The sequence below is a fragment of the Stenotrophomonas sp. CASM106 genome (assembly GCF_049384825.1).
Taxonomy (GTDB): domain Bacteria; phylum Pseudomonadota; class Gammaproteobacteria; order Xanthomonadales; family Xanthomonadaceae; genus Stenotrophomonas; species Stenotrophomonas muris.
On the sequence record NZ_JBMRFS010000009.1, the window covers coordinates 122,594 to 146,149 of the forward strand.

Sequence of the window (23,556 nt, forward strand, 5' to 3'; positions counted from 1 at the left end):
CACCGTTCAGTCTTCTTCGGCGGTCGATCCGGTGCGCTCGGCGTGGCACTTCGGGTCCCAGGCCGTACCGGGAAGCAGTTGCCAACGATTCCTGTTGGCAATGCCGATGTCGATCACCTTGGCCGGGTCCACGCAGGGGCTCATCGCATCGTCCAGCACCAGCACCCAGCGCTTGCCCGGCGCCTCGGCCAGCCACGGGCCGGCGTCATGCCATTGTTCGGCCCACGGGCGCTTGAAGCCGAACTCGCGCACCGGCCGATCTGCCTGCAGCAGGTTCTGTTCGCGCCAGGCGACCAGTGCCAGCTCCGCATCCGGGCCGATCCGCGCGCCCACCCGGCGCATCACCGCCGACGCTGATGCGTACGGATCCAGCGCCGGGATCAGCACCAGGCCGTAGAGCATCCACAGCATGCCGTGGGTCAGCAACACCAGCGTTGCGGCACGTCGCACCCGCAGCCACACGATCAACGTGGCCAGGGCAATGGCAAAGGTCAGCAGGCCATCTCCCAGCACCGGCAGCAGCGAATCGGGCATCGCCCGCCGTTCCAGCTGCGCCAGGGCCCACGGATGTTCGGTCATCAGCATGACCCCGAGCACGCCGGTGGCCAGCATCAGCACCACGGTGTAGCCGAACAGGTAGCGCCGCACGCAAAGCCGTCGCAGCAGGCCAGGCAACAGCGGGGCCACCGCCAGCGCCATCGCCGGCAGCATTGGCAGCACATAGACCTCGCGCTTGCCGGGGCTGGCACTGAAGAACACCAGCACCAGCAGCGCCCAGCCCAACAGCAGCCATTGCCGGCAGTCACCACGGCGGATGCGGCGCCACCAGGGTTTGAACAGCATCGGCAGCAACAGGCTGCCCGGCAGCCACAAGGTCAGGATCACCTGCAGGTAGTACCAGACCGGCTGGCGGTGGTGCCAAGCGTTGGCGTAGCGGGTGCCGGTCTGCTTGAACAGCAGTTCGTGGGCGTAGGACTGCAGGGACGCGCTGGGCTCATGCAGCAATGCCCAGCCCAGCGGGGCAAGCCACACCGCCACGCCCAGCAGGAAGGCCGGGATCAGCCACAGCAGCGTTGCCGGGTGCGGACCGTCCACGCTGCGCCCGCGGCGGCGCTGGTACAGCCACCAGCCGAACCACGGCAGCACCATCAGCAGCGGCAGGAACCCCACGCCCTTGGTCACCGTGCCGAGGCCAGCGGCGAAACCGGCCAGCCACAGCGCGGGCAGGTTGCGGCGCTCGCACAGGTGGCGCATCAGTCCCCACAGGGCCACCGTGGTCATGCCGACCAGCACCATGTCGATCTGCGCGCGCTTGGCCATCAGGCCGAACTGCAGGGTGCAGAACAGCGCCGCGAGGGCGTACAGGGAATGCCGGGGTGACCACAGCCGCCGTGCCAGGTCCGACACCAGCCACAGGCTGAGCAGGGCGCCCAGCAGCGACGGCAGCAGGAACGACCATTGCCAGCTGCCGACCACCTCGTAAGCGGCCGCCTGCAGCCACATGAAGACCGGCGGCTTCTCCGCGTACAGCTCCACGCCCCGGTGCGGCAGCAGCCATTCCCCACTTTCGACCATGGTACGGGCCGCCAGCACGAAGCGCGGCTCGTCCGGCGGCTGCGGCTGGCGCAGGCCGATACCGGCGGCCAACGCGGCGATGATCAGCAGCCACAACAGGGGCAGGCGCCAACGGCGGGGCAGGGCTACGGGCACGGCAGGCTCCGGGAGCAAAACCGCCACTCTGACGTGGCTGGGGTAGGAAAGGCGTCGGAGCGGGCGCAGGGCGACCGCATTCCGACATGGTCGGCGCTACCATGGTACGAACTTCCGTGGATCTTTCGTGCATGCGTCTGTTGGTGATCGAGGACAACCGCCAGCTGGTGGCCAACCTGTTCGACTATTTCGAGTCGCGCGGGCACGTGCTCGACGTGGCCCCGGATGGCATCACCGGCCTGCACCTGGCAGGCAGCCACCCCTACGATGCGGTGATCCTGGACTGGATGCTGCCGCGCATGGAGGGGCCGGAGGTGCTGCGTCGCCTGCGCGCCGAGCACGCGTCGGAGGTGCCGGTGATCATGCTGACCGCGCGCGACGAGCTGCCGGACAAGATCGCCGGCTTCCGCGCCGGTGCCGACGACTACCTGACCAAGCCGTTTGCCCTGCCCGAGCTGGAAGTGCGGCTGGAGGCGCTGCTGCTGCGCGCGCAGGGCCGCAATCCGCGCAAGCGCCTGCAGGTGGGCGACCTGGTGCTGGACCTGGCGACCCTGGAAGCCCAGCGTGGTGGCCAGGTGCTGCATCTGTACCCGGCCTGCCGCAAGCTGCTGGAAGTGCTGATGCGCGCCAGCCCCGGTGCGGTCACCCGCCAGCAGCTGGAGTTCGCCCTGTGGGGCGACGAGCCACCGGATGGCGATCTGCTGCGCTCGCATGTCTACGAGCTGCGCCGCAGCGTCGACGGCCCGTTTGCCGACAAGCTGATCCATACGCTGCCGCGGGTGGGCTATCGGTTGGCGCTGATGGACGCTGCCGACGCAGGCAGGAATGCTGATGAGGGCGCGTAAGCCGGGGCCGCTGTACCGGCGGGTGGTGTGGTGGTTGCTCGGGTACCTGGCACTGCTGTCGATTGCAGTATTCAGTGTCGGCAACTACGTGCACGAACACGCCGAGCACGCCGCGTGGCGCGCGCTGCTCAATTCCGAACTGGACAGCATCGTCGAGCATGTCGAGCACGAACCTCACTATCGCTGGCAGGACTCGGACACGCTGAGCCTGTACCGCTTTGACGCAGTCAATCTGCCAGAGAGCCTGCGCTCCCTGCATCCTGGGTTGCATGACGGCGTGATGGTCAAGGGCCGCGAGACGGCGGTGATGGTCCGTGAAACGCAGTCGATGGGACGGGTGGCGCTGGCGCTTGACATCTCCGATTTCCATGACCTGGAACAGTTCGCCACGCGCTGGGTGATGCTGGCCGGGGTGATCATGATCTTCGTCACCGTGCTGATGGCGTCGTTCGGCATGGAGCGGATGGTGCGTCCGTTGAGCCTGCTGGCACAGCACATTGCCGGGCTGCGGCCGGGCGTCCAGGGCCAGCGTATCGAAGTCGATCCGCGCGGCAGCGCTGAGCTGCATACCATCGCCGGTGCGTTGAACGACTATCTGGACCGCAACGAGCAGTTCGTCGAGCGCGAGCGGGTCTTCATCAGCACCGCCAGCCACGAACTGCGCACGCCGATCGCGGTGATGACCGGTGCTGCCGAGCTCGCGCTGGAGCAACCGGGCCTGCCCGAGCGCGCCCGCCAGCAGATGCAGCGGGTGTTGCGCACAGCGCAGAGCGTGGAGCAGCTGATCGAGCTGCTGCTGGTGCTGGCGCGTGATCCGGCACGCCTGGCCGCGCGTGCCGAGCGCATCGCCCTGGACCAGCTGCTGCCGGAGATCGTCGACGACCATCGCCACCTGCTGGGCGACAAGGACCTGAGCATCGGCATCCAGGCGGCGCCGGTGGATATCGTTGCGCCGATGGCAGTGGTGCAGGCGGCGATCGGCAACCTGCTGCGCAATGCCATCGAGAACAGCGGCCGCGGCCATATCGAGCTGCAGTTGAGTGCGTCGGCGGTGCTGACGCTGCAGGACCCAGGGCATGGCATGAGCCCGGAGGAGATTGCCGCCATCCACGCGCGCATGGCCCGTGGCGGACGCGCCGATCGTGGCAGCGGCATTGGCCTGGACCTGATCGCGCGGTTGTGCGAGCACCTGGGCTGGACCCTGCAGCTGCAGCCCTGCGAGCCGCGCGGAACGCGTGTCACGCTCGATTTCAGTGCCTCGCGCCCGGCCTGATCCGGCCGTCCTGGTAGATGCCAACCTTGGTTGGCATGCGGCCCGTCGACCAAGGTCGACGCCTACCCACGCAATGGCTGTTCGCATTACCGCCCGTTCGGCCGCGCCACGTGCTGGTCGATCAGGATCACGTTGCCGTCGGGATCGGCCAGCTGCAGGTAGCCGGTCCCCTGGCCATCGGGGTCAGTGCGGACTGCCAGTTCGATGCCCTTGGCATCCAGTTCCGCCTGCAGTTCACGCACATCCTGGAAGTGGGGCAGCTCCTGCCTGTGCTGGTCCCAGCCGGGGTTGAAGGTCAGCAGGTTGCCCTCGAACATGCCCTGGAACAGCCCGATGACCGTGCCGTTGCTGCGCATTACCAGCCAGTTCTGCGTGGGATCGCCACCGGTGACCGAGAACCCGAGGGCTTCGTGGAACGCGCGGGAGGCGGCCAGGTCCTTCACGGACAGGCTGACAGAGAACGCACCAAGCTGCACGGGCCTGCTCCACAACGGTGATGCCGCAATCGTCGTCAATGCAGGGGAAGGCGACAAGCAGCGCAGCATGACCAGGCGTGAAGACAATGTTAATCTCGACCTGCGCCGCTTCATGCGGCGCTTTTTTTTCTCCGCTCTTTCGATCGACAGAGGATCCCATGCCGACCGAACCCGCTACCGCCCTGATCAGCAACGACATCGTTGGACTGGGCCTGATTGCCGCCACCCTGGCCCTGATCTTCTGGGCCGCCAGTGGTCCGACCCCGTTGTTGAAGAAGATCTTCGCCTGGGTGCCGGCACTGCTGCTGTGCTACTTCATCCCCGCCATCTACAACACCGCTGGTGTCATCGATGGCCACAACACCTTGCTCTACAACCCGGTCGCGCGCGACGTGCTGCTGCCCGCTGCGCTGGTCCTGCTGACACTGTCGATCGACCTGAAAGGCGTCATCAAGCTCGGCCCAAAGCTGCTGATCGTGTTCTGTGCCGGTACCGCCGGCATCATGCTCGGCGCCATCGTCTCGTTCCAGCTGATGAAGCTGATCCATCCGGAAACGGTGGCCGGTGATACCTGGGCCGGCATGGCCGCGCTGGCCGGCAGCTGGATCGGTGGCGGCGCCAACATGGTGGCCATGCGCGAGGTGTTCGGCACCGATGCCACCACCTTTGGCCAGTTCGCGGTGGTCGACGTGGCCTGCGCCAGCCTGTGGATGGCGATCCTGCTGTTTTTGGCCAACCGCGCGCAGCAGATCGATACCCGCAACGGTGCCGACACCCGCGCCATCGACGAGATGAAGGCGCGCATCAGCGCCTACGAGGCACAGAACGCGCGCATTCCCAGCATGACCGACCTGATGGTGATCGTTGGCGTGGCATTGGGTGGCGTCGGCCTGGCCCATGCCATCGCCGCGCCGTTGTCGGGCTGGTTCAAGGCCAATGTCAGCTGGGCCAGCCAGTTCAGCCTCGACAGCCAGTTCGTCTGGGTGATCCTGCTGTCCACGGCGATGGGCCTGGGCCTGAGCTTCACCCGTGCGCGCCGGCTGGAAGCCGCAGGCGCTTCGCGGCTGGGCACGGTGTTCCTGTACTTCCTGATCGCCTGCATCGGCATGCAGATGAACCTGCTGTCGCTGCTGGATCGGCCGTGGCTGTTCCTGCTTGGCGCGATCTGGATGGCCACGCACGTGCTGGTGCTGTGGGGGGTAGCCAAGCTGCTGCGTGCGCCGCTGTTCTTCTTCGCGATCGGTTCGCAGGGCAACATCGGCGCGGCCGCCTCGGCCCCCGTGGTGGCCGCAGCCTTCCATCCGACGCTGGCCCCGGTGGGCGTGCTGCTGGGTACGGTGGGCTATGCCACCGGCACCGGGCTGGCGTATGTCACCGGCCTGATCCTGAAGTGGATGGCCGGCGCCTGAGTCCTGGCCGGACGATCCTGTTGCGGGTTCGCGGCGTGCGCCGCGAACCCGCTCTGCCCGTGTAGAGCCGAGCCCGCGCTCGGCTTTCTTTTGCCCGCTGAAAGGCAGGCCTGGCCCTCAGCAGCAGCGCCCGCCGTTGCGTCCGCCGTAACGCGCTTCCTGGCGCTCGCGGAAGAACGTCTTGTAGTCCATCGGCTCCTGGTCCGGGTGCTTATCCAGCATGTGCCGGACGTAGTTGTCGTAGTCAGGAATGCCGCAGCACAGTCGTGCGGTCTGCACCAGGCGCCGCCAGATGCGGCGGTGCGCCTGGTACTGGCCGGCGGGAACCAGTTGCGTGCTCATCACAGATCCACCATTTCATGCGGCTTCAGCGCCACGTACGGGGTCTCGCGGTCGCTGCGCTGCGGGTTGCGGCGTGCCGCCAGGATGGTCTTGATCGAATACACCAGCACCGCGCCGACCACCAGCAGGAACAGCGCGGTCAGGCCGGTGTTGACGTAGGCGTTGACCACGATCTGCTTCATCTGCGCCACCGACTTGGCCGGTGCAGTGATCGTATCGCTGGCGAGCGCGGCCTGGAACTTGTGTGCCTGCGCCAGGAAACCCTGCGCCGGGTTGCTGTCGAAGATCTTGATGAAGCCGGCGTAGGTGGTGCAGATCAGCAGCCACACCGCCGGTACCGCAGTGACCCACGCATAGCGGTCACGCTTCATCTTGAACAGCACCACCGTGCCCAGCATCAGCGCGATGCCAGCCAGCATCTGGTTGGAGATGCCGAACAGCGGCCACAGCGTCTGGATGCCGCCGAACGGATCGACCACGCCGGTGTAGAGCAGGTAGCCCCACAGCGCCACGCAGCCGGCGGTACCGATGATGTTGGCGGTCCACGACTCGGTCTTCTTCAGGGCCGGCACGAAGTTGCCCAGCAGGTCCTGCAGCATGAAGCGCCCGGCGCGGGTGCCGGCGTCCACCGCGGTCAGGATGAACAAGGCTTCGAACAGGATCGCGAAGTGGTACCAGAACGCCATCATCGCGTCGCTGCCACTGGGAATCGCTTCGTGCAGGATCTGCGCGATGCCTACCGCCAGCGTCGGTGCACCACCGGCGCGGTGCAGGATGGTCGGTTCACCGATGGCAGCCGCGGTCGCGGTCAACTGCTCGGGGGTAATGGTGAAGCCCCAGGTGTTGGTGATGTAGTGCGCCGCCGAGGCTGCATCGGCACCGATCACGGCGGCCGGGCTGTTCATCGCGAAGTAGATGCCCGGATCGATGATCGAGGCCGCCACCAGCGCCATCACCGCCACGAACGATTCCATCAGCATGCCGCCGTAGCCGATGTAGCGCATGTGCGCTTCATTGGCCAGCAGCTTCGGCGTGGTGCCGGAGGAGATCAGTGCGTGGAAACCGGAGACCGCACCGCAGGCGATGGTGATGAACAGGAAGGGGAACATGCCGCCCTTCCACACCGGGCCATCACCGCTGGCGGCGAACTGGGTCAGCGCCGGCATCTTCAGTTCCGGCATCACCACCAGGATGCCGATGGCCAGCGCGATGATGGTGCCGATCTTGAGGAAGGTCGACAGGTAGTCGCGCGGGGCCAGCAGCAGCCACACCGGCAGCACCGAGGCGACGAAGCCGTAGCCGATCAGCATCCAGGTGATCTGGGTGCCGGTGAAGGTGAACGCCGGCCCCCACACCGGGTCGGCGGCGACCTTGCCGCCGTACCAGATCGCGGCCAGCAGCAGGATCAGGCCAACCACCGAAATCTCGCCGATCCTGCCGGGGCGGATGTAGCGCATGTACACGCCCATCAGGATCGCGATGGGCATCGTCGCGATCACCGTGAACATGCCCCACGGGCTTTCGGCCAGCGCCTTGACCACCACCATCGCCAGCACCGCCAGGATGATGATCATGATCAGGAACGCACCGAACAGGGCGATGGTGCCGGGTACCTGGCCCATCTCCTCGCGCACCAGGTCACCCAGCGAGCGGCCGTTGCGACGGCTGGACAGGAACAGCACCATGAAGTCCTGCACTGCGCCGGCCAGCACCACGCCCACCACCAGCCACAGCAGGCCGGGCAGGTAGCCCATCTGCGCGGCCAGCACCGGGCCGACCAGCGGGCCGGCGCCGGCAATGGCGGCGAAGTGGTGGCCGAACAGCACGTGCTTGTTGGTCGGCACGTAGTCCAGGCCATCGTTGTTGATCACCGCCGGGGTGGCCCGGGTCGGATCCAGCTGCATCACCTTGCTGGCGATGAACAGGCTGTAGAAGCGGTAGGCGACCAGGTACAGCGAGACCGCGGCCACCACGATCCACAGTGCGTTGATGTGCTCGCCGCGGCGCAGGGCGACGGTGCCCAGACAGAATGCGCCGAGCAGGGCGAGTGCCGCCCAGCCCAGTTTGGAAAACCCTTTCATGAGGTGCTCTCTCCCGGAAAGACAGTCAAAGAGTCCTGCTTGCCCACGACAGGGTCAATTGGCACAGGACGAATCGGCGGTAGTACTTTGGTCGTACGACGGTGGCGCTGACGTGCAGCCAACATCAGGGATGGAACAATTGGTTGCGGTGCCATCCATTGGCGTACGGCCATGTGGCGTCCATCTTCAGGGGCATCCATCCCACAGGAGTCGCCATGAGCCTTCCCGAACCGGTCCGCGTGCTGCGCACCATCCGTGGCATGCCCACCTCCGACGGTGCCGGCGTGCGCCTGACCCGCGTCATCGGCGGCCCGACGCTGCCGGACCTGGACCCGTTCCTGCTGCTCGATGAATTCGGCACCGACCGGGCCGAGGACTACATCGCCGGCTTCCCGGAACACCCGCACCGCGGTTTCGAGACCGTCACCTACATGCTCGACGGACGCATGCGGCATCGCGACAACCATGGCAACGAAGGCCTGTTGACCCCGGGCAGCGTGCAGTGGATGACCGCTGGCCGCGGCCTGGTGCACTCGGAGATGCCCGAGCAGGAAAGCGGGCAGATGCGTGGATTCCAGCTGTGGGTGAACCTGCCGGCGAAGGAGAAGATGACCGAGCCGAAGTACCAGGAGTTCGCGCCCGAGCGCATTCCCGTGGTGCAGCCGGCAGCCGGCGTGGAAGCGAAGGTGATCGCCGGCTCGGTCGACGGCACCCGCGGCCCGATCGTGCAGCCGGCCACCGAGCCGCTGTATCTCGACATCACGTTGGCGCCCGACCGGGCCTGGACTTACACGCTGCCGGAAGGCCACAACGCCTTTGCCTATGTATTTGAAGGCGGACTGACGGTGGGTGAACAGGACGCCGCCCGTGATGTTGCACGCCAGGAGCTGGCGGTGCTGGGCGGCGGCGAACAGCTGCATGTTTCGGCTGGCAGCGAAGGCGCGCGGCTGATCCTGGTGGCCGGCCGTCCGTTGCGCGAGCCGGTGATGCGGCACGGCCCGTTCGTGATGAACACGCGGCAGGAACTGATGCAGGCCTTCGTCGATTTCCAGGAAGGCAGGTTCTGAGGTAGTGCCGGCCGCCGGCCGGCACCTGCTTTTGATCAGGACCGAAGGGTTTGCCGGCCGGCGGCCGGCACTACCTGCCGATCGAGGTGCATTGCGGGGATGCTGCCAGGCAGTCATCCCCGTCACCTTCAGCGCCCGGCGGCCACGGCCGAAGGGGTCAGGCTCATGCCCTGCGCCAGCTGCTGCAGTGAGCTCAGTTCCTGCGCGCTGTCCGGATACAGCGCAATCTGCGCATAACGCCCTTTGTCGATCTTGACCACGCTGATGCGCCGTTCGGCATATCCCGGCGGTTGCTGGCCGCCCAGGTCGGGCTGGTACCAGTACAGTGATTCACCGCCGAAGCTGCCTTTTTCCTGGCGCAGCGAGCGGCTCAGCGGAATTGCGGGGTCACGCGCGCTGAGCATCAGGCTCAGTACTTCGCGGCCATCAGGGGTGCTGGCGCGGCAGACCAGGAAATCGGCCTGCACCTGCTGCTGCCACTGCAGGCCACTGCTGGCTGGCAGCGAAGGACATTCGGACGGCGCCTGCGCGGCGGCCTGGGCCGCAGCGAACAGCAGGCTCGACAACATGACAGGCACGAACTTCATGCATCCCCCAAGGTGATGAGTTGTTTGGCTCCGCCAGCAGGGCCGGCGGCCGTGGCATCCCATCCCCGGATGCCGCCCCATCCGGCATGTGCACGGACGGTCAACTCAACCTTAACGGAACGTGAGCAATCGCACAATTCGCGGTTGCAGAAGTAACCATTGCGGCCGAGGGTGGGCCGCAATGGGAGCCGCGTGGATCAGCGGTCGCTGCCGATCCACTTGTAGATCAGGCCGCCGATCGCGCCGCCCAGCAGGGGAGCGACCCAGAACAGCCACAGCTGGCTGACTGCTCCGCTGCCGGCAAAGAAGGCCACGGCGGTGGAGCGGGCCGGGTTCACCGAGGTGTTGGTGACCGGAATGCTGATCAGGTGGATCAGGGTCAGCGACAGGCCGATCGCCAGCGGGGCGAAACCGGCCGGTGCCTTGCCGTGGGTGGAACCCATGATCACGATCAGGAACACCGCCGTCAGCACCACTTCGCACAGGAAGGCGGCTGCCACGCTGTAGCCGCCGGGCGACAGCGTGCCATAGCCATTGCTGGCGAACGCACCCGCCTGGCTGCCATCGATGGCGAAGCCAGTGGCGCCGGAGGCGATCTGCAGCAGGATGAAGCCGGCCAGCAGGCCGCCGGCAACCTGGGCGATGATGTAGGGCACCAGATCCCTGGTCGGGAAACGACCACCGGCCCACAGCCCGACGCTGACTGCCGGGTTGAAGTGCGCGCCGGAGATATGGCCGAACGCATAGGCGCCGGTCACCACGGTCAGGCCGAAGGCCAGCGCCACGCCGAGGAAACCGATACCCAGCGGATTGCCGTCGCCACCGAACTTGGCGGCCAGCACCGCACTGCCACAGCCACCCAGAACCAGCCAGAACGTGCCGAGGAACTCGGCGGACAAGCGTTTACCCATGCTCATGTGTTGCACTCCTTTGACGGTCGAAAGTGTGATTTATGTCACATTTCAATGATCAGCGGGTGACTGTCGCGTCAACGCCGGGTGCAGGGATACACCTTCAGATGTGTGCAACACGCGATGTTCAGTACTGCGGAAGCGGGATGAATTCCTTGTCGTCGCCCGGAATGGTGCCGAAGCGGCCGGCCTCCCAGTCGTGCTTGGCCTGCTCGATGCGCTCCTTCGAGCTGGACACGAAGTTCCACCAGAGGTGGCGCGGGCCATCCAGCGGCTCGCCACCGAACAGCATCGCCTTCACCGGCGTCTTCGCGCGCAGGCGGCCGCGTGCACCGGCTTCGGGGATCACCAGGTGCTGCGCGGGAATATCCACGCCATCCAGCTGCGCGTCGCCCTCGAGGATGTACAACGCGCGCTCGCGGTGGCCGTCGTCGATATCGATTTCCGCATCGGGGTCGAGATCGATTGCCACGTTGAGGGTGTCGGCGAATACCTTCACCGGCGATTCCTCGCCGTACGCACGGCCGGCGATCACCCGCAGCCACGCGCCGTTGCGACGCTGCTCGGGCAGGGTGGCAGCGGCATGGTGGTAGAACGCCGGCTCGATTTCCTCGTGCGACTTCGGCAGCGCGACCCAGGTCTGCATGCCGTGGATCGGGTTGTCATGGTCGCGGTCCGGTTGCGGCGTCCGCTCGGAATGGGCGATACCGCGGCCGGCGGTCATCCAGTTGACGTCACCGGGACGGATCACCTGATCCGAACCCAGCGTGTCGCGGTGGCCGATCGCGCCCGACCACAGGTAGGTGACGGTGGCCAGGCCGATATGCGGATGCGGGCGCACGTCGATGGCGGTGCCGGGGTGCATGAGTGCCGGGCCCATCTGGTCGACGAACACGAACGAGCCGATGCTGCGCGCCTGCAGGGTGGGGACGGCGCGACGGACTTCCAGGCCGCCGATGTCGTGCACGCGCGGGGCGATGATGGTGGTCATGCGGGCGTTCTCGCTGGCAGGGATCAGGTGGTGAGCATCGCATGCAGCTGTGATGGGCACATGCCCTGTATGGGTAACAGGGTGTTCCAGCCAACGGCGCAGCCCCTCGTGGCTGTGGGGTTGGTTGCGTAAAGCAAAAGCCGCGCTTGGCCGGGCGGGGTGGGTTCGCGGGGGACGCCGTGAATCCGTCCCTGGAGGCTTGGCCGCGGCATCCATGCCGCGGACACCCCCGCGGACCCACCCCGCCCGGCCTCTGACAGTTTCCGTGTGCGTCCAGCCACGGAGAAGAAAAAAGAAAATCAAAATCAAACGCCGGTCGCTTCGCTCCTGGTGACGAGCAAGGTCGACACCCATCAGTTTGTAGTGATCCACACCGATATCGAGATTCACCGACCGTTACCGGGAAACTGTCAGGGGTGGGGCGGTGTGGGCAGGCAGGACCGTTGGGGCCATGGACGGCGCCATCGAGCCCCCATGGACGGGTTTACGGCGTGTCCTGCCTGCCCACACCGCCCCGCCCAACAAATAGAAAAGCCAGAGCCGGCTGTTGCTCCGGCTCTGGCTTCTGCTGTGGAACTTGACGTTGCCTCTGCGGGTGCCGGGCCGCAGGCCCGCCCGATGAACTCAGACCACCGGTTCGCGCAGGCCGGGGTTGTCCCAGCCGGGGCGCGGCGCGAAACGGTCGCCATGGCGCTGCTGCAGCGCCTTCAACCGCTCGACGATCGCATCGGCACCGACCGCACGGATGTGCTGGATCGGACCGCCGCGGAACGGTGCGAAACCGGTGCCGAAGATCACGCCGGCATCCAGCAGGTCCGCGTCGGCCACCACGCCCTCGTGCAGGCAGGCCACCGCCTCGTTCAACAGCGGCAGGATCAGGCGGTCCTCCAGATCGGCCGGGGCCTGGTAGTCGCTGGCCACGTCCGGCTTCTTCGGCTTGCCGTTCTCCCAGGTGTAGATGCCCTGGCCATCCTTCTTGCCGCGCTTGTCCGGTTCCACCGTCTGCAGTGCGGCCGGGATCTGCAGGCCCAGGAACGGCGCCAGTTCGCGGCCGACGCCGGCGGCCACGTCCAGGCCCACGGTATCGATCAGTTCGATCGGGCCCATCGGCATGCCGAACTTCACCGCGGCCTTGTCGATCACCGGGCCCGGAATGCCCTCGGCATACGCGGTGGCCGCTTCCAGCATGTACGGGAACAGCACGCGGTTGACCAGGAAGCCCGGGCTGCCGGCTACCGGCACCGGGAACTTGCCCAGCGCCTTGCAGAACGCGGCCAGGCGGCGCTCGGTCTCCGGCGCCATGCCGTCGTGATGGATGATCTCCACCAACGGCATCTGCGCTACCGGGTTGAAGTAGTGCAGGCCCGCGAACTGCGCAGGGCGCTGGATGTGGTCGCGCAGTTCCACCAGCGGAATCGACGAGGTGTTGGTGGTCAGCAGGGCGTCCTGCTTCATCTTCGGCTCAAGCGTCTGGTACAGCGCACGCTTGGCTTCGGGGTTCTCGATGATTGCCTCGATCACAAGGTCGGCCTCGGCCACGCCGTTGCCTTCCAGGTCGGCACTCAGGCGCGCGGCCACGGCCGGGCGCTTGCTCTCGTCGCGCACCTTCTTGGCGAACAGCGCCTGCGCGCGTTCCATGGCCGGGTCGATGAAGCGCTGCTCGCGGTCCTGCAGGGTCACCTCGAAGCCCTTGTAGGCGGCCCACGCGGCGATGTCGCCGCCCATCACGCCGGCGCCGACCACGTGCACGTGGCGGATGCCGGAATCACCGCCACCGAGGCCCTTCAGGCGTTCGGTGAGGAAGAAGATACGGATCAGGTTGCGCGCGGTCGGAGTACTGGCCAGCTTCACCACGGCACGCCGCTCGGCGTCCAGGCGGGCCTGGATCGGCTTGCCGCCACTGCGCTGCCAGGTGCTGATCAGTGCGTACGGCGCCGGGTACTGGTCCTTCTTCGCCTTGCGGGCGACCTGCTTGACCATCTGCGGTGCCAGCAGCGTGCGTGCCAGCCAGGTGTTGGTGGCCCAGGCCGTGGCGCGCTGCTTGAACGGGCGGGTGGTGCCGGACAGCGCCAGTGCAACGGCCGTGTCGAGCACCACCGCCGGTGCCACCACCTTGTCGACCAGGCCGATGCCACGCGCGGCCGAGGCCGACAGGGTGCGGCCGGTCAGCATCATGTCCATCGCTGCCGGGGCGCCCACCAGGTGCGGCAGGCGGGCGCTGCCACCCCACCCCGGGAAGATGCCCAGCTGGGTTTCCGGCAGGCCGATGCGGGTGCTGCTGTCATTGGAGGCCACGCGATAGCGGCAGGCCAGGGCAAGCTCGGTGCCACCGCCGAGGCAGTGGCCGTGGATGGCCGCTACGGTCGGGCAGGGCAGCTCGGCCAGCTTCTGGTAGGTGGCCTGGCCACGCCGGATCGCGTCGTTGACGGTGCCGCGACGGTCGAATTCCTGGAACTCCTTCAGGTCGGCACCGGCAATGAAGCCGGCCTTCTTCAGCGACTGGATGACCACGCCCTTGGGCGGGTCCAGGGCAATGCGCTCAAGCAGGTCGCCCAGTTCCAGCAGCACGTCCTGCGACATCGCATTGACGCTGCTGTCCTGGCGATCCAGGGAGAGAACCACCACGCCGTCGTCGCGGATCTCGGGGTGCCAGTGGCTGAAGCGGAGACCATCGAAGCCTGAGAGCATGGACGTTCCATCCGGTTGTGTATGGAGAAGCGGCTATGATCCAGAGGTTGTTTCCCCCGCGTCAAATCCCAATAGCAGGGGAGTGGCGCCCCCGGATCCATGGCCGTGGACCGGGACGCTAACCGAATGGTGGTTAAAAGCTGGTGCGGCGCCAGGTGATCGGCGACTGAACTTTTCCCGGGATTGGCAGTCTCATTGCCCGACGTCGGTTGGGCTGACAGGAGTGCGGCCCCTCATGGCCGATGTTGATACACCTCAGGAGCTGGATCTGGAGCTGGTCCGGCGCGTGCAGCACGGCGAGAGTGCCGCGTTCGATGTCCTGGTGCGCAAGTACCAGCATCGGGTCGTGGCCCTGGTCGGTCGCTACATCGCCGACTGGAGCGAATGTCAGGACGTCGCCCAGGACACTTTCATCCGTGCCTACCGCGCGATCGGGAGTTTCCGTGGCGATGCCCAGTTCTCAACCTGGTTGCATCGAATCGCCGTGAATACCGCCAAAAACTACCTGGCTTCACACAATCGTCGTCCGCCGACCGATGACATCGACATCGGTGACGCCGAGCAGTTCGACAGCGGTACCCGCCTGCGGGACACCGACACGCCCGAGCGCGAGTTGATGCGCCAGGAGCTGGAACAGACGGTCATGAAGGCCGTCAACGCGCTGCCGGAGGAACTCCGGTCGGCGATCACCCTGCGCGAGGTGGAAGGCCTGAGCTACGAGGATATCGCGCAGAAGATGGGGTGCCCGATCGGCACCGTGCGTTCCCGGATCTTCCGGGCGCGCGAGGCGATCGACACCGAACTCCGGCCGCTGTTGGACATCGGCAGCGCCACCCGTGAGAAGAGCCGCGTATGACCAGTAATCCGTTCAACGAATCGCAGAACCATCAATCGCCCGCCGGGCAGCGCCTGGACCAGCGCCATCGCGAGCAGCTGTCGGCCCTGGTCGATGGCGAGCTGGGTGCCGATGAAGCGCGCTTCCTGCTGCGCCGGATGGAACACGACCCCGAACTGGCCGGCTGCCAGGAGCGCTGGCAGCTGCTGGGCGACGTGATGCGCGGGCAGGCCCCGGCGTTGGCACCGGCCGGCTTCAGTGCCGCCGTTGCGGCCGCCATTGCGGCAGAGCCGACGCCGCAGGCCGAGCCGCGTCGCCAGGTGCGTCGCAGTGGCTGGCGCGCCTGGGGCGGCGGTGCTGCGCTGGCCGCATCTGTGGCCGCGGTCGCCCTGTTCATCGGCGGCGAGAAATTGAAGGAGGCGACGCCGGGTGAACCGCAGGCGCCGCAGGTGATCGCCAGCCAGGCGGAACTGACGCCGGCACCGGCCGCGCCGACCCCAGTCACCGAGGCTTCGGTGGACACGGCCGCAGTGGCCGTGGCTGCTGCGCCGGCCGTAGCGATGGCCGCGGCGGGCCGCCGCCAGGACGCCCGCCGTGCCAGCGCTACGCGCAGCCAGCAGGCCGCGCGTGCCGCCCAGCGCGACGACACTTCGCAGCGCGCCATCGCCGCCGTGCAGGCACCGTTGACCCCGACCGTGCCGGCCAACCGCAACCTGCCGTTCGGCGAGGTCAGCGGGCTGCAGGCCCGGCCATGGCCGCGCTCCAGCCTGGCGCCCACCGCTGGCGGCGCGCTCAATGCCAGCTTCCCGGCCCACGCCGGTAGTGCCGCGTTCTATCCGTTCGAGCCGCGCCTGCAGGATGACCTGCCGGTGCCGCCGCGCCCGCGCGACTGAGCCGGGCGCCTTCACGCCCCGCCGTCGGCGGGGCCCGTATTCCTCTTTCCACCCGACCCGGAGGTTGCCGTCCGATGACTCCCCGACTCCGCACGCAGGCCATTGGCCTGCTGGCCCTGACCCTTCCCCTGGTGGCCTGCGCACAGGCGCCGGCGCCCGTCGCGCAGACCCAGCCCGCGCCAGCCGCGGCCGCGCGGGCACCGGCGCAGCCGCTGGTCAGTGGCCTGCCCGACTTCACCAACCTGGTCGAACAGGTCGGCCCGGGCGTGGTCAACGTCGATACCACCATCGTCCGCAACAACCGCCAGGCCGCGCGCGGCCCGATGGGCGACGATGACATGCCGGAGTTCTTCCGCCGCTTCTTTGGTCCCGACTTCCCGATGCCGGGGCAGGGGCCGGGTGGGCCAGACGGTGGCCCCAGCATCAAGGGCCGTGGCATGGGCTCGGGCTTCATCATCTCGCCCGATGGCTATGTGCTGACCAACTACCACGTGGTGGCCGACGCCAGTGACGTGAAGGTCAAGCTGGGCGACAGCCGTGAGTTCACCGCCAAGGTGGTGGGCAGCGACCAGCAGTACGACGTCGCCCTGCTGAAGATCGACGGGAAGAACCTGCCAACCGTGCGCGTGGGTGACTCCAACAGCCTGAAGCCGGGGCAGTGGGTTGTCGCGATCGGCTCGCCGTTCGGCCTCGACCATTCTGTCACCGCCGGCGTGGTCAGCGCCGTCGGCCGCAGTACGGGGGGCCCCGACCAGCGCTATGTGCCGTTCATCCAGACCGACGTGGCGATCAACCAGGGCAATTCCGGTGGCCCTCTTCTGAACACCCGCGGCGAAGTGGTCGGCATCAACTCGCAGATCTTCTCCGCGTCCGGCGGCTACATGGGCATCAGCTTCGCGATCCCGATCGACCTGGCGATGAGCGCGGTCGAGCAGATCAAGAAGAGCGGCAAGGTCACCCGCGGCCAGCTCGGCGCGGTCGTGGAGCCGATCGATTCGCTGAAGGCGCAGGGCCTGGGCCTGCCGGACAGCCGTGGCGCCCTGGTCAACCAGATCGTGGCCGGCAGTGCGGCCGCCAAGGCCGGCGTGCAGGTGGGCGACGTCATCCGCTCGGTCAACGGCAGCCCGGTCAACAGCTGGTCCGACCTGCCGCCGCTGATCGGTGCGATGGCGCCGGGCAGCAAGGTGAACCTGGTGGTGTACCGCGACGGCAAGCCGCATGACCTCAGTGCCACGTTGACCGCCCTGAGTGAAGACGGGCAGGCCAGTGCCCGCGGGCCGTCGGCCGGCGGTCCCGAGGCGGCGCCGCAGACCGGGGCCAATGCCCTGCTGGGGCTGGACGTGAGCGACCTGAGCGCAGCTCAGCGCAAGCAGTTCGGGCTCAACGGCAACGAAGGCGTGCGCATCACCGGGGTCAAGGGCCAGGCGGCGCGTGATGCCGGCCTGTCGCCGGGCATGGTGATCCTGCAGGTCGGCCGCGTCGCGGTCGGCAGTGTGGATGCCCTGAACCGGGCGCTGTCCAGCTTCAAGAAGGACGACGTGGTCATGCTGCTGGTCCGCACGGCCAATGGCAACAGCGCCTTCGTGGCGGTCAAGGCCGGCCAGTAGGGCCTGCCGGGGCCGCTCCGGCGGCCCCTGGGCCTCCCCCGAAGCCCCGCCCCGGCGGGGCTTCGGTCGTTCCGGGCCGGTGCCCGGCAGCCGGTTTTCGCGGCCGGGCGCTGGGCGTGCGATAATCGACCGTTACCCTGACGACGCCGCGCGCCGCCGCCACCTATGTCTTCTGATTCGATGCGGAACATCCGCAACTTCTCCATCATCGCCCATGTCGACCACGGCAAGTCCACGCTGGCCGATCGCATCATCCAGCTCTGCGGTGGCCTGCAGGCCCGCGAGATGGAAGCGCAGGTGCTCGATTCCAATCCGATCGAGCGCGAGCGTGGCATCACGATCAAGGCGCAGTCGGTGTCACTGCCGTACCTGGCCAAGGACGGGCAGACCTACCACCTGAACTTCATCGACACCCCCGGCCACGTCGACTTCTCCTATGAAGTCAGCCGCTCGCTGGCCGCCTGCGAAGGCGCGCTGCTGGTGGTCGATGCGGCGCAGGGCGTGGAAGCCCAGTCGGTGGCCAACTGCTACACCGCCGTGGAGCAGGGCCTGGAAGTGGTGCCGGTGATCAACAAGATCGACCTGCCCACCGCCGACATCGAGCGCGCCAAGGCCGAGATCGAGGCCGTGATCGGCATCGATGCCTCCGACGCCGTGCCGGTCAGTGCCAAGACCGGCCTCAACGTGCAGGACGTGCTGGAAGCGATCGTGCACCGCATTCCGCCGCCGGCGCCGCGCGACACCGACAAGCTGCAGGCGCTGATCATCGACTCGTGGTTCGACAACTACCTCGGCGTGGTGTCGCTGGTGCGCGTGATGCAGGGCGAGATCAAGGCCGGTGACAAGCTGCAGGTGATGTCGACCGGCCGCAACCACCAGGTCGACAACGTCGGCGTGTTCACGCCGAAGCGCAAGGTGCTGCCGGCGCTGCGTGCCGGTGAAGTGGGCTGGGTCACCGCCAGCATCAAGGACGTGCATGGCGCGCCGGTCGGCGACACCCTCACCCTGGCCGGCGATCCGGCGCCGAAGCCGCTGCCGGGCTTCCAGGAAATGCAGCCGCGCGTGTTCGCCGGCCTGTTCCCGGTCGATGCCGAAGACTACCCGGACCTGCGCGAAGCGCTGGACAAGCTGCGCCTGAACGATGCCGCGCTGCGTTTCGAGCCGGAAAGCTCCGAGGCGATGGGCTTCGGCTTCCGCTGCGGCTTCCTGGGCATGCTGCACATGGAAATCGTGCAGGAGCGCCTGGAGCGCGAATACAACCTGGACCTGATCAGCACCGCGCCGACGGTGGTGTATGAGGTCCTGAAGACCGATGGCTCGATCATCAACATGGACAACCCGGCCAAGCTGCCGGCGGTGAACCAGGTCGAGGAAATCCGCGAACCGATCATCCGCGCCAACGTGCTCACCCCCGAGGAGTACATCGGCAACATCATCAAGCTGTGCGAAGAAAAGCGCGGCAGCCAGATCGGCATCAACTACCTGGGCAGCCAGGTGCAGATCAGCTACGAGCTGCCGATGGCCGAGGTGGTGCTGGACTTCTTCGACAAGCTGAAGTCGGTCAGCCGCGGCTACGCCTCGCTCGATTACCACTTCGTGCGCTTCGACGCAGGCCCGTTCGTGCGCGTGGACGTGCTGATCAACGGCGACAAGGTCGATGCGCTGTCGTTGATCGTGCACCGCAGCCACGCTGACCGACGTGGCCGCGAGCTTTGCGAGAAGATGAAGGACCTGATCCCGCGCCAGATGTTCGACGTGGCCATCCAGGCTGCCGTCGGCTCGCAGATCATCGCCCGCACCACGGTCAAGGCCATGCGCAAGAACGTGCTGGCCAAGTGCTATGGTGGCGACGTTTCGCGCAAGAAGAAGCTTCTGGAAAAGCAGAAGGAAGGCAAGAAGCGCATGAAGCAGGTCGGACGCGTGGAGATTCCGCAGGAAGCGTTCCTGGCCGTCCTGCAGATGGACAACAAGTAAGGCCCGCACCGGCCCTGCGGGGCCGGTCGTCTGGTGACGTTGCAAAGGACCCTGAATGAAACTGTTTGAGATCCTCCTGGTCGTGCTGACCCTGGCCTCGGGCCTGATCCTGCTCGCGGACAAGCTGTACCTCGCCAAGCGTCGCGCCCAGCGCGCGGGCCTGCTCGACTCCGAGCCGGTGCTGGTGGATTACTCGCGTGCGTTCTTCCCGGTGCTGGCGATCGTGCTGATCGTGCGCAGTTTCATCGCCGAGCCGTACAAGATCCCGTCCAGCTCGATGATGCCGAACCTGCTGATCGGCGACTTCATCCTGGTCAACAAGTTCTCCTACGGCCTGCGCCTGCCGATCAGCAACACCAAGATCGTGCCGTTCGGCGAGCCGTCGCGCGGTGACGTGGTGGTGTTCCACTTCCCCGGCCACAGCGACAACGACCCGGCCAAGGGTGAGAACTTCATCAAGCGCGTCATCGGCGTGCCGGGCGACACCGTGGTCTTCGAAGGCGACGGCGTGATCCTCAACGGCGAACCGCTGAAGTACGACAACAAGGGCATCTATGCAGGCCACAAGGGCCAGGGCGAGGGTGCCAACCTGCTGGTCGAACACCTGCCGGGTCGTACCCACACCGTGCTGGAGACCGACTATCCGCGTGGCCAGGGCCAGTGGACCGTGCCGGCCGGCAAGTACCTGGTGATGGGCGACAACCGTGACAACAGCGACGATGGCCGTTTCTGGGGCCTGCTGCCGGAGGAAAACCTGCGCGGCAAGGCCTTCCTGATCTGGCTGAACTGCCAGGGCTGGTTCTGCAAGGATGGCTTCGAGCCGTCGCGGATCGGCTCGAGCATCAACTGATCGGGCATCAACCGAGTATTTTCACATCCAACGCGTATCTGGGGAGAACGCAATGAAGACGATGAACACGCAGCGTGGCATGACCCTGACCTCGTTCCTGGCGGTCCTGATCGTGGTCGGTTTCTTCCTTTACATCGGCATGAAGCTGTTCCCGATGTACCAGGAGTATTACGCGGTGCGCTCGGCGATGAAGAGCCTGGCCAACGAGCCGGGTGTGGGCAGCATGGAACCGGCCCGGATCCAGGATCTGTTCTTCAAGCGGCTGTACATCAACTACTCGGAAAACGTGAAGCCGGCCAACGTGAAGTTCGACCGCCGCGACAATGGCTGGACCCTCAAGGTCAACTACGAAGTGCGCCGTCCGCTGGTCGGCAACCTGGACGTGGTTGGCAAATTCGATTCATCCCAGGACCTGACCCGAAGCGGTGCCGAATAAACCTTTCCAACGTGGTGACCTGATCGGTCATCCCTTCCGCGACCCGGCGCTGCTGAAGCAGGCGCTGACGCATCGCAGTGCCGGTGCGCCACACAACGAGCGCCTGGAGTTCCTGGGCGACAGCATCGTCAACATGATGGCGGCCGAGGCGTTGTACCAGCGCTGGCCCAAGGCTGACGAAGGCGCGATGACCCGTGCCCGCGCCGAGCTGGTGCGTGAAGGCGCGCTGGCGGTGATCGGGCGCACCCTGGAACTGGGCGATCGACTGATCCTGGGCCCGGGCGAAATGAAGTCCGGCGGCCACCGTCGTGATTCGATCCTGGCCGACGCGGTGGAAGCCGTGGTGGCTGCGATCTACCTGGATGCCGGCTTCGAGGCCTGCCGGGCGGTGGTACTGCCCTGGTTCAGCGCTTCGATCGAGGCACTGCCGGCCTCCGGCCGGCCCGAGAAGGACCCCAAGACCCGCCTGCAGGAATGGCTGCAGGCCCGACAGAAGGCGTTGCCGCAGTATGAACTGGTGTCAGAATCCGGTGACGACCACGCCAAGCACTTCCGGGTACGCTGCAACGTAGCCGACCCGGCCGCCAGCACCGAGGGCGAAGGCGCCTCGCGGCGGCTTGCCGAACAACAGGCGGCTGCGGCCGTCCTAGAACAACTGGATTCCAAGTGAGCGAACAAACTCCCCATCATTGCGGCAGCGTGGCCGTCATCGGCCGCCCGAACGTGGGCAAGTCGACCCTGACCAATGCCCTGGTCGGCGCCAAGGTCAGCATCGTCTCCAACCGTCCGCAGACCACGCGCCATCGCCTGCTGGGCATCGCCACCTATCCGGAAGGCCAGCTGGTGCTGGTCGACACCCCCGGCCTGCACAAGGTGCAGAAGCGGGCGATGAACCGGGTGATGAACCGCGCCGCGCGTGGCTCGCTGGAAGGCGTCGATGCAGGCCTGCTGGTGATCGAAGCCGGTCGCTGGGATGAAGAGGACAGCCTGGCGTTCAACGTGCTGCGCGACGCCGGCATCCCGGTCGTGCTGGTGGTCAACAAGATCGATCGCCTGAAGGAAAAGGGCGCGCTGCTGCCGTTCCTGCAGCAGGTGACCGAAGGTCGTGATTTCGCCGCCGTGCACCCGATCTCGGCGCAGAAACGCAACGGCCTGGAAGCACTGGTGCGCGACGTGCTGAAGCTGCTGCCGGAAGCCCCGCCGATGTTCGGCGAGGACGAGATCACCGATCGCAGCCAGCGTTTCCTGGCCGGTGAACTGGTGCGCGAGCAGTTGATGCGCCAGCTCGGCGAAGAACTGCCGTACGCAACCACCGTCGAGATCGAGCGCTTCACCGAGGATGGCAACCTGCTGCGCATCGGTGCGGTGATCTGGGTCGAGCGCGAGGGGCAGAAGGCCATCGTGATCGGCAAGGGCGGCGCCCGCCTGAAGGAGATCGGCGCCAAGTCCCGCCTGCAGATGGAGCGTCTGTTCGGGGCCAAGGTGTTCCTGGAAACCTGGGTGCGCGTGCGTGAAGGCTGGTCCGACGACGAGGCCGCGCTGAAGGCCTTCGGCTACGAATAAGCCGCGACGGTCGCTTCGATGATGATCGAGGACGACACCGGCTTCGTGCTGCACGCACGGGCCTACCGCGAGACCAGCCTGCTGGTCGAAGTGTTGAGCGCGCAGCATGGCCGTATCGGCCTGCTGGCGCGTGGCGTGTCCACCGCCAAGGGCCAGGTGCTGCGCGCCGCCCTGCAGCCGTTGCAGTGGATCCGCTTCAGTGCCCAGCAGCGGGGTGAACTGGCCCAGCTGCGGGGTGCCGAGGCGCTGGATGCCGCACCACGCCTGGTCGGCCAGGCGATGTTGGCCGGCTTCTACCTGAGTGAACTGACCCTGCGCCTGGCCCCGCGCCAGGACCCGCTGCCGGAGCTGTACCTCGCCTACGGTGAGGCACGCGCGCGGCTGGCGGTCGGTGCCGGCCTGGCCTGGACCCTGCGCCGTTTCGAGCGCGAACTGCTGTCCGCGCTGGGCCTGGGTTTCGAGCTGGACAGTGCCAGTGATGGCCAGCCGATCGACCCGGCGGCGCGCTACGAGCTGGACCCGCAGGAAGGGGCGCAGCGCCTGCTGAGCGAGCGTGGCGGGGAGCGCCGGGCGGCGGCCACTGGCTCGGCGCTGCTGGCCCTTGCGGCCGACGAAGAGCCCAATGCGGCCGATCTGGCCAGCCTGCGCCTGCCGATGCGGCGGGTGCTGGCCCATCACCTGGGCGCGCGCGGGCTGAAGTCCTGGGAAATGCTCGAGCAGCTTGCGCCGCGCAGGTAGGGGTGGCGGCAGGGCTTGCAGCCCTGCACCTGCCGAATCAACGTCAACGGCAAAAGCTGGCTATCCGTGGGTAGGCGGGTGGGTCCGGTTGCGGGAGACGCCGTAAACCCGTCCCTGGGGGCTTGGCCGCGGCATCCATGCCGCGGACACTCCCGCAACCGGACCCACCCCGCCTTCGACAGTGTTCCGCGAACTGTCGGGACAGCACTCTTCTCTGGTGGGTGTCGATCTTGGTCGACACGGTAGATCTGATTCCAATTTGATTATCGATATCTGACAG

The 23,556-nt window shown here is 66.9% G+C and carries 21 protein-coding genes; 13 read left to right on the plus strand and 8 right to left on the minus strand.

The genetic code is table 11. From position 1 onward, the window contains the following. Positions 1-6: 6 nt before the first annotated feature. Complete coding sequence (locus tag VG556_RS18510; RefSeq protein ID WP_050483544.1) at positions 7-1,710, minus strand: ArnT family glycosyltransferase; 1,704 nt, start codon at positions 1,708-1,710, stop codon at positions 7-9. Between the two features lie 131 nt (positions 1,711-1,841). Here VG556_RS18510 and VG556_RS18515 point away from each other — a divergent pair, with 131 nt between their 5' ends. Beyond that, positions 1,842-2,555 carry a response regulator transcription factor gene (locus VG556_RS18515; RefSeq protein ID WP_014648011.1) on the plus strand — a complete coding sequence of 238 codons (714 nt, stop codon included), beginning with the start codon at positions 1,842-1,844 and terminating at the stop codon, positions 2,553-2,555. Further along, positions 2,542-3,828, plus strand: coding sequence for a sensor histidine kinase (locus VG556_RS18520; protein WP_032958989.1), 1,287 nt, complete (start codon positions 2,542-2,544; stop codon positions 3,826-3,828). The genes VG556_RS18515 and VG556_RS18520 overlap by 14 nt, the downstream gene beginning before the upstream one ends. Positions 3,829-3,914: 86 nt before the next feature. Here VG556_RS18520 and VG556_RS18525 read toward each other — a convergent pair whose 3' ends face one another. Beyond that, a complete protein-coding gene (locus VG556_RS18525; RefSeq protein ID WP_014648009.1) occupies positions 3,915-4,304 on the minus strand; it encodes a VOC family protein in 390 nt (129 codons plus the stop codon). A gap of 158 nt (positions 4,305-4,462) precedes the next feature. Between VG556_RS18525 and VG556_RS18530 the strand changes: the two genes are divergently transcribed. Next, positions 4,463-5,713: a DUF819 domain-containing protein gene (locus VG556_RS18530; protein WP_100450453.1), complete on the plus strand. Its 1,251-nt coding sequence runs from the start codon at positions 4,463-4,465 to the stop codon at positions 5,711-5,713. Between the two features lie 117 nt (positions 5,714-5,830). Here VG556_RS18530 and VG556_RS18535 read toward each other — a convergent pair whose 3' ends face one another. After that, positions 5,831-6,055, minus strand: coding sequence for a YbdD/YjiX family protein (locus tag VG556_RS18535; protein ID WP_032958992.1), 225 nt, complete (start codon positions 6,053-6,055; stop codon positions 5,831-5,833). After that, positions 6,055-8,136, minus strand: coding sequence for a carbon starvation CstA family protein (locus tag VG556_RS18540; protein WP_100450452.1), 2,082 nt, complete (start codon positions 8,134-8,136; stop codon positions 6,055-6,057). Before VG556_RS18540 ends, VG556_RS18535 begins: the two co-directional genes overlap by 1 nt. Before the next feature lie 215 nt (positions 8,137-8,351). Here VG556_RS18540 and VG556_RS18545 point away from each other — a divergent pair, with 215 nt between their 5' ends. Continuing rightward, complete coding sequence (locus tag VG556_RS18545; RefSeq protein WP_100450451.1) at positions 8,352-9,203, plus strand: pirin family protein; 852 nt, start codon at positions 8,352-8,354, stop codon at positions 9,201-9,203. 128 nt (positions 9,204-9,331) lie between these two features. Here the strand turns inward: VG556_RS18545 and VG556_RS18550 are convergent, their stop codons facing one another. From VG556_RS18550 to VG556_RS18565, 4 genes are all read right to left on the minus strand, one after another. Then, positions 9,332-9,790: a hypothetical protein gene (locus VG556_RS18550; protein ID WP_049441929.1), complete on the minus strand. Its 459-nt coding sequence runs from the start codon at positions 9,788-9,790 to the stop codon at positions 9,332-9,334. 197 nt (positions 9,791-9,987) lie between these two features. Beyond that, positions 9,988-10,707, minus strand: a complete 720-nt coding sequence (gene aqpZ, locus VG556_RS18555) for an aquaporin Z (protein WP_014648003.1) — start codon at positions 10,705-10,707, stop codon at positions 9,988-9,990. A 121-nt stretch (positions 10,708-10,828) separates the two neighbouring features. Then, positions 10,829-11,692 carry a pirin family protein gene (locus VG556_RS18560; protein WP_005410608.1) on the minus strand — a complete coding sequence of 288 codons (864 nt, stop codon included), beginning with the start codon at positions 11,690-11,692 and terminating at the stop codon, positions 10,829-10,831. A 624-nt stretch (positions 11,693-12,316) separates the two neighbouring features. Then, the gene (locus tag VG556_RS18565; RefSeq protein WP_100450450.1) at positions 12,317-14,380 is read right to left on the minus strand and encodes a 3-hydroxyacyl-CoA dehydrogenase NAD-binding domain-containing protein; all 2,064 of its coding nucleotides are present in this window, start codon (positions 14,378-14,380) and stop codon (positions 12,317-12,319) included. A gap of 235 nt (positions 14,381-14,615) precedes the next feature. Between VG556_RS18565 and rpoE the strand changes: the two genes are divergently transcribed. From rpoE to recO, 9 genes are all read left to right on the plus strand, one after another. Next, positions 14,616-15,236, plus strand: a complete 621-nt coding sequence (gene rpoE, locus VG556_RS18570) for an RNA polymerase sigma factor RpoE (protein ID WP_014038091.1) — start codon at positions 14,616-14,618, stop codon at positions 15,234-15,236. After that, the gene (locus VG556_RS18575) at positions 15,233-16,108 is read left to right on the plus strand and encodes a sigma-E factor negative regulatory protein (protein WP_100450449.1); all 876 of its coding nucleotides are present in this window, start codon (positions 15,233-15,235) and stop codon (positions 16,106-16,108) included. The genes rpoE and VG556_RS18575 overlap by 4 nt, the downstream gene beginning before the upstream one ends. 74 nt (positions 16,109-16,182) lie before the next feature. Then, entirely contained in the window at positions 16,183-17,715 is a 1,533-nt protein-coding gene (locus tag VG556_RS18580; RefSeq protein ID WP_100450448.1) for a DegQ family serine endoprotease, read from the plus strand. Between the two features lie 180 nt (positions 17,716-17,895). Next, the gene (gene lepA / locus VG556_RS18585) at positions 17,896-19,689 is read left to right on the plus strand and encodes a translation elongation factor 4 (protein WP_032958997.1); all 1,794 of its coding nucleotides are present in this window, start codon (positions 17,896-17,898) and stop codon (positions 19,687-19,689) included. A gap of 55 nt (positions 19,690-19,744) precedes the next feature. Beyond that, entirely contained in the window at positions 19,745-20,539 is a 795-nt protein-coding gene (lepB, locus tag VG556_RS18590; protein ID WP_014038087.1) for a signal peptidase I, read from the plus strand. 52 nt (positions 20,540-20,591) lie between these two features. After that, the gene (locus tag VG556_RS18595; protein WP_014647998.1) at positions 20,592-20,975 is read left to right on the plus strand and encodes a DUF4845 domain-containing protein; all 384 of its coding nucleotides are present in this window, start codon (positions 20,592-20,594) and stop codon (positions 20,973-20,975) included. Then, positions 20,965-21,645 (plus strand): ribonuclease III, encoded by a 681-nt coding sequence (gene rnc, locus VG556_RS18600; RefSeq protein WP_046431951.1) that lies wholly within the window; start codon positions 20,965-20,967, stop codon positions 21,643-21,645. The genes VG556_RS18595 and rnc overlap by 11 nt, the downstream gene beginning before the upstream one ends. Beyond that, on the plus strand, positions 21,642-22,538 hold the full coding sequence (era, locus tag VG556_RS18605) for a GTPase Era (protein ID WP_005410599.1): 897 nt from the start codon (positions 21,642-21,644) through the stop codon (positions 22,536-22,538). The genes rnc and era overlap by 4 nt, the downstream gene beginning before the upstream one ends. Positions 22,539-22,556: 18 nt before the next feature. Next, a complete protein-coding gene (recO, locus tag VG556_RS18610) occupies positions 22,557-23,276 on the plus strand; it encodes a DNA repair protein RecO (RefSeq protein WP_032959000.1) in 720 nt (239 codons plus the stop codon). Positions 23,277-23,556 lie beyond the last annotated feature (280 nt).